At 52.5% G+C, this 15,941-nt stretch carries 14 protein-coding genes and 1 pseudogene; 3 read left to right on the top strand and 12 right to left on the bottom strand.

Annotation, left to right across the window (positions count from 1 at the left end; all coding sequences use genetic code 11):
* Nucleotides 1–759: 759 nt before the first annotated feature.
* The 3 genes from C480_RS24190 to C480_RS07105 form a co-directional block, all read right to left on the bottom strand.
* Nucleotides 760–1,188, bottom strand: coding sequence for a DUF6884 domain-containing protein (locus tag C480_RS24190; RefSeq protein WP_162832065.1), 429 nt, complete (start codon nucleotides 1,186–1,188; stop codon nucleotides 760–762).
* Between the two features lie 7 nt (nucleotides 1,189–1,195).
* Nucleotides 1,196–1,804, bottom strand: coding sequence for a hypothetical protein (locus C480_RS07110; RefSeq protein WP_049903378.1), 609 nt, complete (start codon nucleotides 1,802–1,804; stop codon nucleotides 1,196–1,198).
* Between the two features lie 124 nt (nucleotides 1,805–1,928).
* Nucleotides 1,929–2,468 (bottom strand): hypothetical protein, encoded by a 540-nt coding sequence (locus C480_RS07105; RefSeq protein WP_006664944.1) that lies wholly within the window; start codon nucleotides 2,466–2,468, stop codon nucleotides 1,929–1,931.
* A 455-nt stretch (nucleotides 2,469–2,923) separates the two neighbouring features.
* On the opposite strand from C480_RS07105, the gene C480_RS22960 reads away from it, so the two are divergent.
* Complete coding sequence (locus C480_RS22960) at nucleotides 2,924–4,213, top strand: hypothetical protein (RefSeq protein WP_152424018.1); 1,290 nt, start codon at nucleotides 2,924–2,926, stop codon at nucleotides 4,211–4,213.
* 176 nt (nucleotides 4,214–4,389) lie between these two features.
* Here the strand turns inward: C480_RS22960 and C480_RS07100 are convergent.
* Nucleotides 4,390–6,024, bottom strand: a pseudogene (locus C480_RS07100) (DUF7845 domain-containing protein).
* A 176-nt stretch (nucleotides 6,025–6,200) separates the two neighbouring features.
* Here C480_RS07100 and C480_RS07095 point away from each other — a divergent pair.
* On the top strand, nucleotides 6,201–7,229 hold the full coding sequence (locus C480_RS07095) for a tyrosine-type recombinase/integrase (protein ID WP_006664941.1): 1,029 nt from the start codon (nucleotides 6,201–6,203) through the stop codon (nucleotides 7,227–7,229).
* Nucleotides 7,230–7,385: 156 nt separating this feature from the next.
* Here C480_RS07095 and C480_RS07090 read toward each other — a convergent pair whose 3' ends face one another.
* Nucleotides 7,386–7,844 (bottom strand): hypothetical protein, encoded by a 459-nt coding sequence (locus C480_RS07090; protein ID WP_006664940.1) that lies wholly within the window; start codon nucleotides 7,842–7,844, stop codon nucleotides 7,386–7,388.
* 125 nt (nucleotides 7,845–7,969) lie between these two features.
* On the opposite strand from C480_RS07090, the gene C480_RS07085 reads away from it, so the two are divergent.
* Nucleotides 7,970–8,209: a hypothetical protein gene (locus C480_RS07085; protein ID WP_006664939.1), complete on the top strand. Its 240-nt coding sequence runs from the start codon at nucleotides 7,970–7,972 to the stop codon at nucleotides 8,207–8,209.
* 149 nt (nucleotides 8,210–8,358) lie between these two features.
* Here the strand turns inward: C480_RS07085 and C480_RS07080 are convergent, their stop codons facing one another.
* The 7 genes from C480_RS07080 to C480_RS23445 form a co-directional block, all read right to left on the bottom strand.
* Entirely contained in the window at nucleotides 8,359–8,901 is a 543-nt protein-coding gene (locus C480_RS07080; RefSeq protein ID WP_006664938.1) for a TATA-box-binding protein, read from the bottom strand.
* Nucleotides 8,901–11,846 carry an N-6 DNA methylase gene (locus C480_RS07075; protein WP_006664937.1) on the bottom strand — a complete coding sequence of 982 codons (2,946 nt, stop codon included), beginning with the start codon at nucleotides 11,844–11,846 and terminating at the stop codon, nucleotides 8,901–8,903. Before C480_RS07075 ends, C480_RS07080 begins: the two co-directional genes overlap by 1 nt.
* 216 nt (nucleotides 11,847–12,062) lie before the next feature.
* Nucleotides 12,063–12,368: a BRCT domain-containing protein gene (locus C480_RS07070; RefSeq protein WP_006664936.1), complete on the bottom strand. Its 306-nt coding sequence runs from the start codon at nucleotides 12,366–12,368 to the stop codon at nucleotides 12,063–12,065.
* Nucleotides 12,369–12,743: 375 nt separating this feature from the next.
* Nucleotides 12,744–13,031, bottom strand: a complete 288-nt coding sequence (locus C480_RS07065) for a hypothetical protein (protein ID WP_006664935.1) — start codon at nucleotides 13,029–13,031, stop codon at nucleotides 12,744–12,746.
* Nucleotides 13,028–13,345, bottom strand: coding sequence for an LITAF-like zinc ribbon domain-containing protein (locus C480_RS07060; RefSeq protein ID WP_006664934.1), 318 nt, complete (start codon nucleotides 13,343–13,345; stop codon nucleotides 13,028–13,030). The genes C480_RS07065 and C480_RS07060 overlap by 4 nt, the downstream gene beginning before the upstream one ends.
* A 393-nt stretch (nucleotides 13,346–13,738) precedes the next feature.
* Nucleotides 13,739–15,367, bottom strand: a complete 1,629-nt coding sequence (locus C480_RS07055; protein WP_152424017.1) for a hypothetical protein — start codon at nucleotides 15,365–15,367, stop codon at nucleotides 13,739–13,741.
* 257 nt (nucleotides 15,368–15,624) lie between these two features.
* Nucleotides 15,625–15,789, bottom strand: coding sequence for a hypothetical protein (locus C480_RS23445; RefSeq protein WP_161606998.1), 165 nt, complete (start codon nucleotides 15,787–15,789; stop codon nucleotides 15,625–15,627).
* Nucleotides 15,790–15,941 lie beyond the last annotated feature (152 nt).

Raw genomic sequence — 15,941 nt, 5'->3', positions numbered from 1 at the left:
GGAATGGATACTGAAAATAGAGCCTCGCTGCCGAATGTTTTCTCGTGTTGTCGTAGTCGGCTTGTGAACGCTTTCGTCTCGCCGATATACGCCAGTGGGGGTGCGTCATTCTCGTACCAAATCCGGTAGACACCTACCTCGGGCAGATCCGGCTCAAGTCGATCTCCGAGCTGATAGGGGCCACTCCACTCGAGACCCATTCAATCGGATGCAGTCACATCGTCGACGTTTTTCCACGGAACTGGTCCTCGACCGGGTTCGGTGTTTGGTTCGATCTCTCCCTCCTCGAGGGTGCCACAACGTACCCATCACTTCGATATCCCGACTGTGAGTAGTCGGGGATGATCCGCCCGAAGTTCGCGGTCGGACTTTCACCTATTTCGCGACGTGCGATCGCGATGAGTGCTTCCTCGAGACCCTTCCGGTCTTGGTCGTGGGTAGCAAACGACGGCGTCGCGGTCGATACTTCGAACGCCGGTCCGTCTCGATCACGAACTGCCCAGAAACACGGTGCAGCTGTGTGCGGATCACGGAACGGCATCTCTTCGGAAAAGACATTCCGTGCTAGTGCGCTTACCCGACCGCGTGTACTCCGGCCGGTTTGACCGATGTACTCGAGGCCGTCACGGTCACGATGGCGAACGCGGTAGAGTCCAGGGTCGGTCGAGATCGCCGTCAACTCATCATCTGTCGGATCAAGAGATAGCCAGTCGCTCCAATTCACCCCCATCAAGTCGTCTGCATACAGATCTCGTTCGTTCATATCTGTTCGTTGTACCATGCAAGCCGCTCACCTATCATTAATCCCTCAGTCGGAATCCGTATCTGGACGTTGTGTTCTTCGAGGAGGGGAAGCAATTCCTCGTAGTACGCTTTCCCCGCATGGAATACGAGGGTGGTATCAGATTCGAGCAGATCCGCCGCCTTCAAATCGTCATACACGGTTTGGGACCACTCTCGCTTTCGTGCTACTCGAGCGCCAGTGAGGGTCTCGTCGTAAGGCTCGATCGGCGGACCATCCGGTTCGAGCAGATGGTGTTTAGCGGAAAGGACGTACCAGTTGTCGTGGTGACGTTCACAGTACCGGCGTACCTTGCTGAACAGCGTTGACGGACTGTACAGTTCACCCGGTGGCGCTGGTTGCTCGCGTTTCGTTTTCGTACAGCTTACTAGTCCTATTTCGGTCATTATTCGATTACTCGACAATCTCCCATGCGATGACAGCGCCTTGCTGATGAACGGGATGCTGTAGCCCGTCAAAGTAGGCGATATTCCTCGTTTCTACTTGGAAATCATACCAGTGATCCACATCCATACAGAACTTCTCGGCAACTGCTTCGGCAGTCATTTGCTCGTACTCCTCGTCGACTTTTTCGTAATAGAGACCGAGTACTCCACCGTTCGATCCAAACTCCGACTCGTAGAGTTTCTTCGTGTCGGTAAGTAGGGACGAGGAACTGCGTTCAGGGAACGGCGTGAAGATCCGCGCGAAGCTATTCGGATCGATGTTACCGTTATCGTACCGGAACCGGAGTAGCTTGGCCTCCACTGGAAGTTGAAGCCTGTCGTGATCAAGAAAGAGATCGCATCGTCGTGAACCCTCGAGGTACGACACTTCGGTCTCGATCGCTTCTCGGAGTGGGTAGTCCTCGAGCGCCTCGAGAATCATTTCGATCTGATTCTCTTCCTCGAATGGCCCGATTCCAGGTTTCCATCGGTCGTGTTCAGCACCTGTATCGACAGCTGGAATTACAGACGCAAATGAGTCAGCTAGTTCAGTAAGAATGTCAGGTTTGTCACTCATAGCTACCTGTTAGTGTCTAATCCATCTACAAATGATTCGTCATTTTCATCTTGTCTGAGAATACGAACAGATATTTGTATATTTAGACATGGAATGTTTCGCTGACAACAGAGACTTAGAAGAATTAGACTTCAGTCCAACTAATTATCTTACCGTTCCGCTGTTCTTCAGCACGTTCTATATCGTCAATACCGACCCCGTAGACTTCGTTGAGGATCTTCCGAACGAGGCGGAGTTCTTCCTCGACGCCTTCCCAGTCTAACTGCGTCCCCATCACAAAATCATGTTCAGGTTGAACGTCTAAATCCATATCCTCTTCCTCATTGACTTCTTTCATCGCTTCAACCTCTTCGTCGGTTACTCTCGTGAGGTTGTGGCTCATCATCAAGTACTGGTAGTAGTTATCGATCTCTCCGTCTCGCTCGAAATAGATATCAATCCAAGCGTCTGCATCTCCCTCAACCTCCGCCATAAATTCTGTATGCTCTTTTAGAAGGCGCTGTAGTTGGTCTCGCTTGTCGGATTCAGGGAGTGAGATGAGCTCAGGACGGAGTTGTGTACCAACGGCTTTCAGTACTTCAAAATCCGTATCCGTCTCATCAGCAACTGTTTCAAGCCACTCGGTTGTACTGTCGTAGTCAGTCTGACGAGGAATTTCTTTCATACGAGGAATTAAACCATCGATAGCTAATAGTAGTTCGGACAATTCGAACGAGCAATCCACCGAGGCTGTCCTGTGTTCGCATCCGAGTCTATAGGATATGAGCTAGTAGTAAAATGACAATTATGTCTGTAACGGCGAGGTCAAGTGACCAACTTGCGTTCTGTATTCATCACGACTCTTCGAATAAATACGCTAATTGGTAGGGATCCCAGCGGTCGATAAGCAGGCGTGGTTACCGGAATCATCGTGTCCGAGAGTTCGGGGAGTCTCGGACAATCAATGTCCGATAAGGACAACAGAGTCGGACAAAATCTCCCTGATATTCTCTTCAAGACCTCCGAGAAGGCTTGTTTTCTAGTACTTATTATCCGGAAAGCAGGGATTCCGGACACCCTGTGTTTCTGATAACACGAGAACTATGACCACAGATCAATACTGGTATAATAATACATTCTGTGTACGAATTTGTGGTCAGTCACTGGTCAATAATTGGGAGCATCATCGGTGCTTTAGCGGGTTTAGTTGCAATACATAAGTTCATTATCAGACGCCCCCGATTACGGCTTGTTGGGGAAACAACTGGATATGGGCGAAGAGAATCCACTATAACAGGGAACTTATCTGTATATATTGAGAATTCTGGGTGGAAGAATGCTAACGATGTTTATCTTGAAATACACAGCAATACTTGGGACTTTCCTAATGATGCAGATATTGACGGTGAAAATTCAATTTTAGATTTTCAGCATGATAACCACGGATACATCGGCGCGCCTGGCGATCGCCATAGATTCAAAATAGATGATACTCTCCACCCAGGGTCCAAATACAAGTTATTTTTTGGAGATATACTACTAGAACAAGATAGAGATTACACTATTGACTATCGGATTAGCTGTCAATCACATGGAGAACGGAAGGGAGAATTGTGGGTTAAATCGGGGTATAATAATGTATCAGTTGTGCCAAGCCCTCCCCGGTTCTATTTAGCATACTGGAAGAGAATTAAGGATATTGTTCGGAATATTATACCTTATTCCCCAGTATCATTGACTCTCCCCAATGTCTGGATTAGTGCAGTAAAATTGGAGTCCGTTCAAGAATCATTTTGGGATTGGCGGGTCAATCCAATTATTGAAGTTAGGACTGCTAACGAAAAGGATGTTAGCGCATATTCTGTAACAGTAAAGGGAGTAGTCAAAATATCAAACAATGGTGAAAAGGAAGCTGTTGGTGCAATTAAGATGAAAAGATGTTCAGTTCGTCCAGGTACTAATGCCATAATTCTAATGACAGACATAAATAAATATGCAAAACAAAGACTTGCTTGTGATTCCTCATATGATGCTTATAAGCAAATCCCGCTGAAATATTCTCCTCAAGAACCACCGTATCCAGATCATCCACATTCTGATTTAGATATCCAGTGGGAAGTTGACTATGAAATTCCTGAACAAGGAGACCAACGGGGCTTCCAAATTCTCTGTTCGGAAATGGAGGTAAAGAAACTTGGTGATCAAAATATGGCAAAAATAAAAGGAACAATAGAGAACACGAATACAAATAGCCGAGCGTTTTTCGTTGTGGGCCGAGTTTATACTGATTCTGGCTATCTCGTTGCTACACCGGATCAGCGTATCCAGATTGCTGGAAATTCGAAAACAGATTTTAATGTTAGTTGTTATATCCCACAGTTATCAGAAGACCTCACGGATCATGAGGTAGTACTACAGCGTACACAATAGCTGAACAGAAAACGTTGGATTCTTTGTTAGATGTGTCCCTAACGGGGACTTCATCAAAACACATTCCCACCTCTCCGTGCCGTATCCCTGTGGGGAGAACGTCGAGCTATGCAGGAAGCAGAATATTTTGCTGGGAAATAGCCGCGCTAGATAGTGTTGCCACTACCGAGACCGCTTCATCCGAGGTGATGCCACGCCACTGAGGCGAAGGATTTCATCTCCGTCTTGTCGATCGATCGGAGACCGGAGTCGATCTCCTTCTTGTATCGGACCTTGGCCATCCGGTACCGATCTTCGGGCATATCGGCTGCCGTCCACAGTTCGTAGCCCTCCCGAAGCTTCCGTTTGATATCGTCCACAATGCCGAACTCTAATCGAAGCTCGTCCCCATCACGATCCCGAACATCAATATCGTGCTTCGCAGCCCAGGCGATGAACGCGCTTGTGGATTGATCGAGGCCACGTTCTGCTGCTTCGATCGCCTTGGCTCCGGCTTCGGCGGCTCGCCTAGTTGCTTCCTTGGCTTCCGTCACTGCGTCGTGAACCAGATCTGCAATGTACTTGGACCGGACCGATACCTTCTCGTACTCGCGCTCGACCAGCTCCGGAATTCTATCGAGGGCGCGACGGACACTTCCTGGATGGCGTCCCGTTTCGTCAGCGATGTCTTGCGGGCTTACCTCACCACCGTCGGTTACCAGAACCTCGAGCGATTCCCAGGCCGTGGGTGCGATCCCATCCGCGAGGTGCTTGATGACGACCGACTCTTGTCGATGCTTGATGCGAGTGAAGTCCAGTTCGACGATCTCCCGATCACGCTCGGAGTTTGTGGGTGTAAAGTACGCATCTTTGACGTACGTGCCAGTGCCAGCGCGAAGCGGAAGTCCCGCTTCTGCGAGAACACTGAGAAGCGTCTCCTCGAGTTCTCGATTGAGCCGTTCAATATCGGCGGGCGATGCATCGAGTTGATCGTTCCAAAACGAACGCTGGTAGGACGTGCCGACTTTCGGGTGAGCAATCGAGCGGTTGTTGTCGAGGCTCACCGTGTGCTGCGCGTAGTAGTGCTTCACCTCCTTCGGTAGCTCGTGCGATGGGAACGCCTCGAGGACTCGTCGCGGGCCGAGAGTTGCCGTGTGGTAGTAGCCTGGACGATCTCGAGCATCTTCGTCACTGTCGTACTGAACGAGCTTGCGTCGGCCTGTGCGGTCGTTCTCGAGCAAGTGGCCCAATTGTGCGATGGGACCGTCGCGAGCATGTACCGGACCGCTCTCGTTCTTGTCGACGCGCACGTATCGCTCGGCATCGAGAATCGTCGAGAACTCGTGTAGCTCGTCGAAGTATCGACTGTTGATTCCGACTGCGCGCGCCGCATGCTGGATCAGCGGCTGATAGCGATCGAATTCGATGTTCGATCCTTGGACGTGGAGGTTCACACCCTCCTCGAGATCGTCGGGAATACTGATTTCGCTCCCGCTCTTGCTTTGCATCCCCTGCCATCGCGGAGCAATGTGGGCGTGGAACGATCGCTCACCAACGACGTCTTCCGCGCTCTGAACGGTGAGTTCGAATTCGCGCATCTCCTCGAGTCGGAACTCGGTTCCGGTCGGGAGCTGGTCACCCGGATGCTCGAGTCCGGAGTCGCGATAGGATAGCGTTGCCTGCCACGGCTCGCCCTCGAATTCGAACTCAGCGTGCTAACTTCCGTCGCCGTCCTTGATCCGACTGTCGCACGCAAAGAACGGATCGAGACCGTGCGCGGCGAAGAGGAAGTGGGCCGCGAACTCGTGGGGCGCGGTCTCGATCAGTTGCACCCGCGCTCACCCCCCTTGCAAACACCGGCGCAGAGACTACTGAGTAGGGGGTTTGTCGTACCGGCATGTAAACCGAGAAGGTCATGCCGCCTCCCGGATTTGAACCGGGGACAGCTCATTGAAATAAATGGTCTGATCCACTCTGCCCCGCGTCAACGGCGCTTCGGTGAACGCCAATGACGAAGGACGAACTCGAACCCATCTCGCCTGTTGAGGCGAAGGACATGTACCTCGAAGCGCGCAAGCAAGAGGTCTCGCAGAGTACGCTCGACGGCTATCACTATCGGCTCAAGCACTTCATCCGATGGTGCCAAGACGTCGAGCGAATCGACAATATGAACGAACTCTCCGGTCGGGACCTCCAGCGATACAAGACCTGGAGGAGAGACGACGGCGACCTAAAGCCGATCTCACTCGAGGGGCAACTGGACGCCCTTCGGATCTTCATTCGCTGGTGCGGGTCCATTGACGCCGTCGAGCAGGACCTTCACGAGAAGTTCGAGGCGCTCATGCCGAAACTCGACAAGAACGATGAGCAGAGCGAGAGCATCCTTGAATCGCCTCAAGCGGAGGAATTGCTCGAGTATCAGCGGAAATTCGAGCACGCCTCGCGCCCTCACGTCATCATGGAGATTCTATGGCATACGGGGATTCGACTCGGAGCCCTCCACTCGCTCGATCTCGAGGACTACGACGAGGAGCATGAACGACTCTTACTCCGTCATCGACCGGAGACAGAGACGCCGCTCAAGAACGGCCAAGAAGGGGAGCGAATGATCGCCCTTAGCGCCGAGGTCTGTCGAGTCATCGAAGACTGGCGCGACCACCATCGCCATGACGTCGAGGACGACTATGGTCGAAAGCCGCTCCTCACGAGTCGAAACGGCCGAATGAATCGCTCGAGTATTCGGGATGCAGTCTACCAGGTGACTCGACCCTGCTACTACACTGACGAATGCCCGAAAGGACGCGACCCAGACGACTGCGAGGCCGCTGAGTATGGCGGCTATAGCAAATGTCCGGTTAACGTCTCGCCTCACGATATTCGACGAGGTTCGATTACCCATTTCCTCACCGAAGACGTCCCGGAGAAGGTCGTCAGCGATCGCATGAACGTCGGGCAGGACGTACTCGATAAGCACTACGACAAGCGCGACGAATCGGTGAAGGTCGAACAGAGGCGCGATTATATCAACGGGATCTAACTCGAGACGACCCCTTCATTTCCACTGCGATTCTAAGCGCGCTCATTCCCGTCCTCTGCGATCCGACGAGATTCACTGGGGGAATGGTCTGATAGCTAACTAATCGGCATGACGAGCGGCTCATAGCGGTTCACCGACTTACGTTTCTCGGGGCACTTAGGCCATCTCAGATACTTCTTCGATCTCATCGGCGGTAGTCTTTATTTGCTCACCGGCTTCTCTCAGTTCCTCGTGACCTGCTGGAGTAGTAGGGTGAGTGTGATTTCCGATCTCCATACAATGCTCATAGAGATCTTCTAAGAGTTGATTCAACTCATCGCTGCCATTGTCCGCGACAGGCGAATCGATGCAATCCTGAATCCTATTCCCGATACGCCTCGACCGTCTCTGTAATCGTTTCTCGTCAAGCGTATTCCCGAAGTTCTCCTCGTAGTTCCTCTGTGCCTTACGAGCGAGTTTGAGAGATTTCTCCTCCCAATCCTGCTCCCGCTGTTGGACTCGTCTCTGGTCCTTCAGTTTAAACCGATACTTGATGGCGGGTATATCTCGCAGAAATAGCCCAACAAGACTGCCAAGGACGAACACTGCGGCATGGGTCACGAAGGATGAGAGCATACCAGCGCTTTTTGATTGAGAGATAATAGTTGCCTCGTTGGAACGTCCAATAGCAGCGGTCTGATTCTCACCAAGATATCGAGTTGGGAGAATGACTTATCTATTGACTCGTAGTAGTCTCGAGCATGGGATTCGCACAGGACTTCGAGGACGCTGGCGCAATCATCACGCTCATCGGACTCCTCCCTGCAGCGTTCATCGTCCTCGCGATGACTCGGAACATGACTAACCCCGAGTACGACATGACCGCTGCATTCAGCGCTGGGATGGAGTCTATCGTACAGGCACTAGTCCCCGCTATCGGTCTAACTCTCGTCCTCGCAGCTGCTATCTTTCTGATTCAGGTCGGCTCCGGAGGACGCTAATCGTCGAGTTGCTTTCTACGGTTCGAGAATGCTCGTAGAATGGATTTCGATCTCAGGGCAGCGGAAAGCATCAGAGCGGTCCGAGTGCCGACTTTTCGTCCCTCAAATCGCGTCCTACTCGGTCTGACGAGATCGGGACTACTCGGGGGTTAGTCGTATTCGTTCAGTCGATCTCGAAGCATCTCGAACGCTGCGAATCCAGTCTCGACGTCTGGTGAGCCGGGAATTACTACTCGTCCAGATGCGAAGATGAGGAGCACTGCTTGAATGTCGGACGGACGGTATACCAGTCCCGGAAATTGCTCGGGTTCGTACTCGGTCTGCTCGAACCCAAATCGTACTACTAACTCGTTCAAGTCTACGCTCTGCTCAAGGTCGCCTACTACGACGACATTCTTGACCTCGAACGTTGGGTTTAGACCTCTAATGTCGAGGGACTCCAACGAGTCTATTAGCCAGTTCTGCGCTTTCTCTGCCTCCTCAATGGACGTTGCGCCCGATATATGGTAAGACCCAGACTCGTAGACAGTTACGAGCGGACTGTCTTCCTGCTCGCGTAGGTAGAGTGTTGGCGTCTGATACTCGTCACTCGCACCCTTGACCTCCGTCGCATCGATATCCTCACCGACGGCGCGAATCTCGAGTTCCCGTCCTACATTGCCAGCAGCGACGACGTTGACGACCTCTGGCATCACATAAACTCGGAGAGTTCAGAGTTGGCCTCCTGCTCATCGGGTCCACCACCGATCTCGAATGTATGAGTTCCGAGTTCCTCCAGAGTATCTACGTCCTCGACCATTATCTCGGACGACATACCTTTCTCGTTTCTCCGGTTCGTCACACCCATAGTCAACTCTTGGAAGTCCTCAACGCTAGTCTCGATCCCGGCTGCTGCTAATACCAACTCGTCGAGCCGGTCTTGTGCGCCTTCCTCCCCGTTCTCGAAAGCGATGTAGGCATCCCGCAATCCTTTGACGACCTCCTCTGACATCTCTGGTATATTCAGAGCGGGAACTTGCTGCGTCTCGTAGGTCATCATCTCCAGCATTCCACGCCCTTCGTTGCGCCCCCAAGTCTCTACGACTGCCTGATACACTGTCGAGTTTAGGTATCCGAGGAGAGCGTACTCATCGACCTCTGACTTGACGTCGAGGCAGTACAGTCTATCATTGACGATGAGTCCCTCGTTCCGGCTGGCGAAGACCCGATACTTGAATCCCTTTGGATGAACGATATCCGCAGGTTCGACGTCTCCTAAGTCAAACCAGACCTCACGTGTAGCACAGGTACGGTTCTCGTTGTATCCTTGTGCTTCACCTTCTTTGATGTAAGCGAGCGCTCGTTCGTATCCATCCTGCTTGAGCGCATTCTTTACTCGCTGCTCAAGGTCACCACCGCGTACATCATCACGCGTGCGAACTTCCTCGATATAGTCGTGAAGATGGAAAACGTAGAGGTCTGTCGTCTCCTCCGTCAGTGGGACCCCCTTCTCCATCTGCTTGATCCATTTCACCAGTGGCGTCACGAATCGATCATCGATTCCGATCTGCTCGAGATTCTCCTCCTCGATATAGAAGAAACCGTTTGCGCCGGATTTCAGACCATAGCGGCAGTCGGACAACAGTTCGTCGAGTCGTACCATATTCGGGTTCTCCAGAAGTTCAATGAAGGCTTTCGGGGCCGTCAGATAGTAGCGAACCTTCTTTGTCTCCTTATCCATCAGCGTCCCCTGATTGACTGCCACTGTTCGGTAGGCCTCTCGGTTCTGAACGAGGATTTCCCGCTCAGTATCCAGCCCGTAGTCGAAGTTGACCGTATCGAGTATGTCCTCGACTTCCATCGAATCCCGAATCTGGATGAACTTGGTCGTGTTCTGCCGGCGTTCTTCCTCATCCTCACATTTCTCGAGTAGGATTAGCGCGCCGTCTACGAACGCATCTTCAAATGCACGAGCGCCAAAGCCGACGACTGCCTCGAGTTTATACTCACTGAAGACAAACTCTTGGAAGTCCTCACCGTAGCCCGTCATCATCCACTTCGTCGGAATAATGAACCCGAGACGACCGCCGTCATCGAGGAACTGAGTCCCATGAGTCACGAAGTAGACGTAGGCGTCAGATCGCTTACTCAGACGCTTGTTCCCGTCGTGATACGGCGATTTGCCGTTCCCGAACTCTTTCAGATGGTTTCGGAAATGCTCCTTGGTCGGATAGAGGCTCCCCTGATCGATATATGGCGGATTCCCGATTACAGCGTCGAAGGTTCCCAGTACCTCCTGCTCTCCACCGTCGACCCTCGACGTCTCCAAGAACGCCGTCTCTGGGTCAATATTGAAGAAACTATCGTGGAACAGGTGAAGCCGGTCAGTCCGCTCTGAAATGTTCTGACTGGCAACGTTGAGCGCCGTCAGGTGCAGCGGGAAGCGGTTGATATCGACGGCAACGAGATGGTCGACAATCTCCTGATGGGACGCGGTTGGTGCCATATCCGCGACTTGCTTGTACGCTTCAACGGTGAAGGTTCCGCTCCCTGACGCTGGATCGAGTACACGGGGGTGACCATCCTCCTTCGGCTGAATCGACCAATCGCTAATGGTCTCGGCGATCTTGGGATGGGTGTAGAATTGACCGAGTGCCTTTCTCTCGTCGATCGGGATGAGCTCCTCATAAATCTCTCCAAGGAGGTCCTCATCCAGCGCAACGATTTCCTCCGCTTCGATATTCGAGAGGAAGTCCTCCAGTGTCCGTAGCGTTTTCTTGTTCTGCGGGAAATCAGCGAATAGACTGCTTCCACTGTCGAAGATCGGTTCATAGTCGATCTCCTCAACGATGGTCTCGAACTGGTTCTGAAGATGGTTTTCGAGGTTCGAGAGCGTCGTATGCTCGTGTAGCGAGTCGAGTTCAAAACCACTCTCTGTCTCGATCTCGACTACCGTATCTCCGACTTCAGGATCGTACTGGGGTTTCGTCTTTTCTCTGACGACTTCGTAGAACAGGACCTTGTTGGTGAGTAGATAGGCGTACTGCTTACCTGCAATCTCGAACTGCTCATCCTCATCGAGACTAGCGTAGTCGTTCTCCGCTACCCATTCGTCGAACTGCTGAGTGAAGCGTTCGTTTCGACCGTGCTTTTTCTCGGCGAGTGCTGCATACGACGGCCAAATCGACGAATGGAATGAGCGCAGGACCCCAACAACTCGCTCACGCTCTGACTGATCCGGTAGCGACTGTTCCTCGTGGACGTGCTCGACGACGCCAAGTAGTTGCGGGATAGCCTCCTCGAGTTGGACCTCGCGGAGGTTGAAGTAGTAGAAGTCGACGTCTTGCATCTCGATCTCCCCTTGGTCGTGGTACAGAAAGAGGTCGTTTGAGTTGCAGGTGGCGTAGAACTCGGCATCTAACTCATCTGCGTATCCTCGCGCCTGCTTTACGACTTCGTGCTCTCGAGGATAGATATCGTCCCGCTTGACCTCGATCACGACTTCGCCGTTCAGTGCACTGGGAATATAGATATCTGCGAACCCAGATTCGGTCGTCTTTTCTGACACTGGCTCCTCGAATAGCGTCTCATTCTCGTCGATGTAGTCGAGAAGTCGGGTATAGAGAATCCCGTGAAACTTGGCCTCCTTAGCGGACATACGTCATAGGTGATATCCAGCCATCAAAATAGTGACGAATGTACTGGTCGGTGTCCCTCCGAGAAACAATACCGGAATCAAGCACGCCTATCATCAAGTAGCAGGGTCAGAATCGCGTCAGACGAATGAGAATGCCGTGAGAACAATTTCTCCATCAGAGGCAGCGGGAAAGGTCAGTTCTGAAACAAAATGGACTCGACGGCAAGTGAGGCCCGTCTACGAAAAGCCGGCCATTTGCGAGTCAACGCCCTTTGTCTGTAGTAGATCGCCGAACTCATACTCGGTTATCACTGGTACATCGTACTCGCAGGCGTCATCGAGTTCGGGCTGTTCGGGATCGTCACCGACTACGAGGTAATCTGTACTCGAGGAGACCTCTCGTGCGACCGTATCACCGTGACGCTCAACGAGTTCTGCCCAGTCTCGTTTCGAGGTTGAACCGTCGAAGACGAACGTCAGACCGTCGAGTTCGCCTCCTGCGTCTTGTTCTGCTCCGCCGTTCGCGTAGGTTTTCGACGACATGCATCACTGCGTCGTTGGCGTTACCACATACGAATTTGTACGACTTGGACCTAATCGCCAGACTGCTCCGGGATATTTAGACGGGTTAGCGGGAGCACAGATTACGAGTTTTCGAGAATCGCAAGACATCGAAGGGGTCGAAAATGAGCGAGCGTTTGCAGTCGTCGCCCGAACTCATCATAGTAGGCGAAACCGTTCAAGGCGTGGCCTACTCGCTCTCCGAGACATGCAGTTCTTCCGTAGGATCGTCGTCACTTCGCTCGATAGACGCCCTTAGCAGAGTCTCGAGATGACGCTCCTCGACATGGTCTATCGCCTGTTGCTTCGAGGGCCATCGTTTCTCGCTCTCGCAAAGACCGCAGGACCAGGAGGGCATTATTCGATCACCTCACTCTCGAGAGCGCCCGGTCCCCATTCCATCTGCTCCCAGCGTTTGACGAGTTCGAGGTCTTCGGTGAGTTCAAACCCAGCATGGTCGTCGTCGGACTCCTGACGTACATGATGTCTGAGGTTAGCAGAGTCACCGATAATCGTACGCGAACATCCCTGTACTGGACAGATGAATACCTCGACGTCGAGTCCATCACTCGAGTCGTCGCCCTCCCTCGCCTGCCTAATTCGCTCGAGATCGTCAGCGGGATCGGGTGAACTCATGGTGCTCATGCTTCCTCACCGATGCAGTACTCGTCTTTTTCGAGCATTTTCTGCGTTCGCCAGTAGAAGTAGTACCCAATAGCGAGGGTGAACGGGATAAAGAATACACCGACGACTGTGAACAGTAGCAGGATCGACAGTATCCAGAACAGGTTCGAGATGCCTGCTCGAGTCTTCACCGCTTGAGGATGGCGATTATGGCAGTGAGGGCACTTGCCCCATTCGCTGAAGTCGTCGAGCCCGGGTGAGATCGGCTCCTTGCACGACTTGCATCTGTACTCTGGCTCCGTTTCTTGACTGCTATCCGTATCGGCTTCACTCATCCGTATCGACCCCGAACTCTTGCTTAATCGCCTCACGCCACGACCGATCGCCCTTGACCTGACTCAACTCGTCGAAGTCGTCATCTGCGACGACCACATTGATTGTTCTCATTTTTCATTCTTTCTTTGACTCTTAGACCATATCATTCTGTTCGTTAATTCTTCTGTTTTCGGCCGTTTGAGTGTACCAAGGAGCGTGTTTCCCACTTGTCCCAGTGCGATCAGAAGGTGGGTTCGACGGCCGATCTCTATTCTCGAAACCCGATGATTCTTGACCTGCTCGTGAAGCCGCCTCATTTGCCGCTCATGCGATTTCGGGGTATCTCGGGCACGAATCGTCAGATCTGCCCTTCTGTTGCATTTCGGTCGCTCAGAACTCTGCTCTGCGCCTTTTCAGGATTTGCCCCTTCGCTTCGCATCCTCTACAGAGGCAGGGACGTCAACGTGGGAGTAATCGCTGTACGCTTCAGCAGGACCTTTCAGATACTCGTAGGTCTCCTCAGGATCGAAATCTGGCCCGAAGATGTCTCGACACCAGTTATAGGCCGAATCCCATCCATCGATTCGCAGTAGACGACAGACAACGGTGAGGAGGTTATCGTAACTCCGCTCCCGAGTACCGTTTTCAATACCTCTCTTGATCTTGGCCGCCTCCGACTCCTCATTGTCTCCGACCTCGTGGTGGAACCTACTACTGTTGTACCCAGACGACCCAACGTCAAAACCTCGGTTAGAGAGAATCTCAAACGCTTTCTGCCGGTCCTTGCTTTCGAGAGCCTGCCCGACCATGCTCGCGGTCATCTTTTCGACCTTCAGGAGACGAGAACTACCAGAGTTACCCCCAATTATGACGACCTGATCGCCTTTCTCGAAGTCCCATTTGCGGAAGTCGCGTGGCGACAGTTCGACCAGCGACCTACTATTACTCCGAGTGAACGACCCATCACCGCCACCGATTGCATACTCGATCTTGGCCGGGACGTAGGTTTCCTGACTCCAGCGGTCTTGTCGTAGCCCATCTACCTGTTCCATTACGATCACCGATCGAGCGTCTCCCTCACCAGTCTTCTTGTAGGGGGAGAACGGTCGAGCGTATCCCGAACGGTTTCGACCAGATTCAACTGAGCCCGGGTTTGAGCTTTTATATACCCCCCGTAGCACCTGCTTCCCGATTTCGGACGGTAGCGGACTTATACCGGCAAAGCCTGGTCGATAATGGGCTAAGGGGGGAGAATAGAGCGAATCTTCCCCCTCGAACCGTCGAGGTAACTCGTCGTGGTGACTGGGCGCTGGCAGCTCGAAGGGCCACTGTCGTTGTTCGGGAGGGGTCTGCGCGGACTTGATACACTCTTGTCGGTCGGCGTCAGGAGAAATCGGGACCTTGTGAAATCCGGTCTTCCGATGTTCGGCTCCGACCAGTCGGAACTGAGCATTCTCTTTGTAGATGCTGGTATCGAGTTTGGCATCGTGCATCGCATTGAACTCCTCTGCCAGCAGCCGAAGATCGTCTATCTCGTCACCTGGTACGAATTGTTGCGTCTGTAGGTGAATCGATCGATTGCCAGAGTAGTAGAACGAGTACTCATCGACACCAACCCAATCCTCGGCGAAGGTCGAGAGCCAGTCGACGATCGTCTGCACTGGGACACCGTCTTCTAAGGCGTCACTCTCGGCGACAATCGCGTGGGCTACTCGGCCGTCTTTGGTACATTCGTTCTGAATCACCTTCGACGGGACATCCTCGTGCAATCGATCTTCTTGATCGGCAGTCAGGAAGTAAACTCCCGTACTGACTGCTACTGCATTATCGGGAATTGGACGTCTGGCCAGTACGAGTTTGCCCTGTTGAAACTCACCGTTCTGGTGAAAGAGATATCGGACGTACGCTGCATGGGTTTCCTCAACATCTCCCGGAGAAATTGCGCTGCTGGGTTTCGGTGGATATTGGCTGTTGTGCTCTGCCAGTGCCTTCGATTCGCCCTGTCCGGTAGCGTTATTGGGTCGGCTCTCTATTTTTGACATGGAACTTGGCTGCCTCCTGAGTTCCGCCTGCTCGACACACTTCCACGAGTTCTCGGATGACGTACGGGAGTCCTCCGCTCCCGTGCTTCGAGGTCTGAATCATTGCTTACCTCGTGGTCTGGTAATTCTCGGATATGATGGTGAGGTAGGCGATCATACAACCGACTCCGATCAGGGCCAGACCAGCCGTCTTGAATTGACCCTCGAAAATCGGGATGGCCGCGACGGTTGTGAACGCTGCCAGTAGTGGAACAACGCTATTCATCGTCGTCTTTGTACGATTCGATGTTTTCCTCGTCAAGTTCGTCAGCAGCGATCTCGAGGAACTCTTTGTATGTCAGTCCGAGTTCGTCTTTGGTATCCCGGACCTGGTACTTCGTCTCCTGTGGGATCTTGATCGTGTCGAGGTCAGCGTAGGGCATGTGTTTGTCCTCTGTCTATTCTATTTTCCATGACCCTATCAATCTACGTGAGTGACTTTTGTTGGGTCATCCGACGCTGTACTGCGGCTTTAGATAATAAGTTATCGCTCTACCAGTGAGTCGTAGAGGTCGGTCGTATCAAAACGCCGGTA

Origin of the sequence: Natrialba aegyptia DSM 13077 (assembly GCF_000337535.1) — an archaeon.
Lineage (GTDB): Archaea > Halobacteriota > Halobacteria > Halobacteriales > Natrialbaceae > Natrialba > Natrialba aegyptia.
Note: the sequence above shows the minus strand (reverse complement) of the source record. Positions and strands in the feature narration are given on the sequence as shown.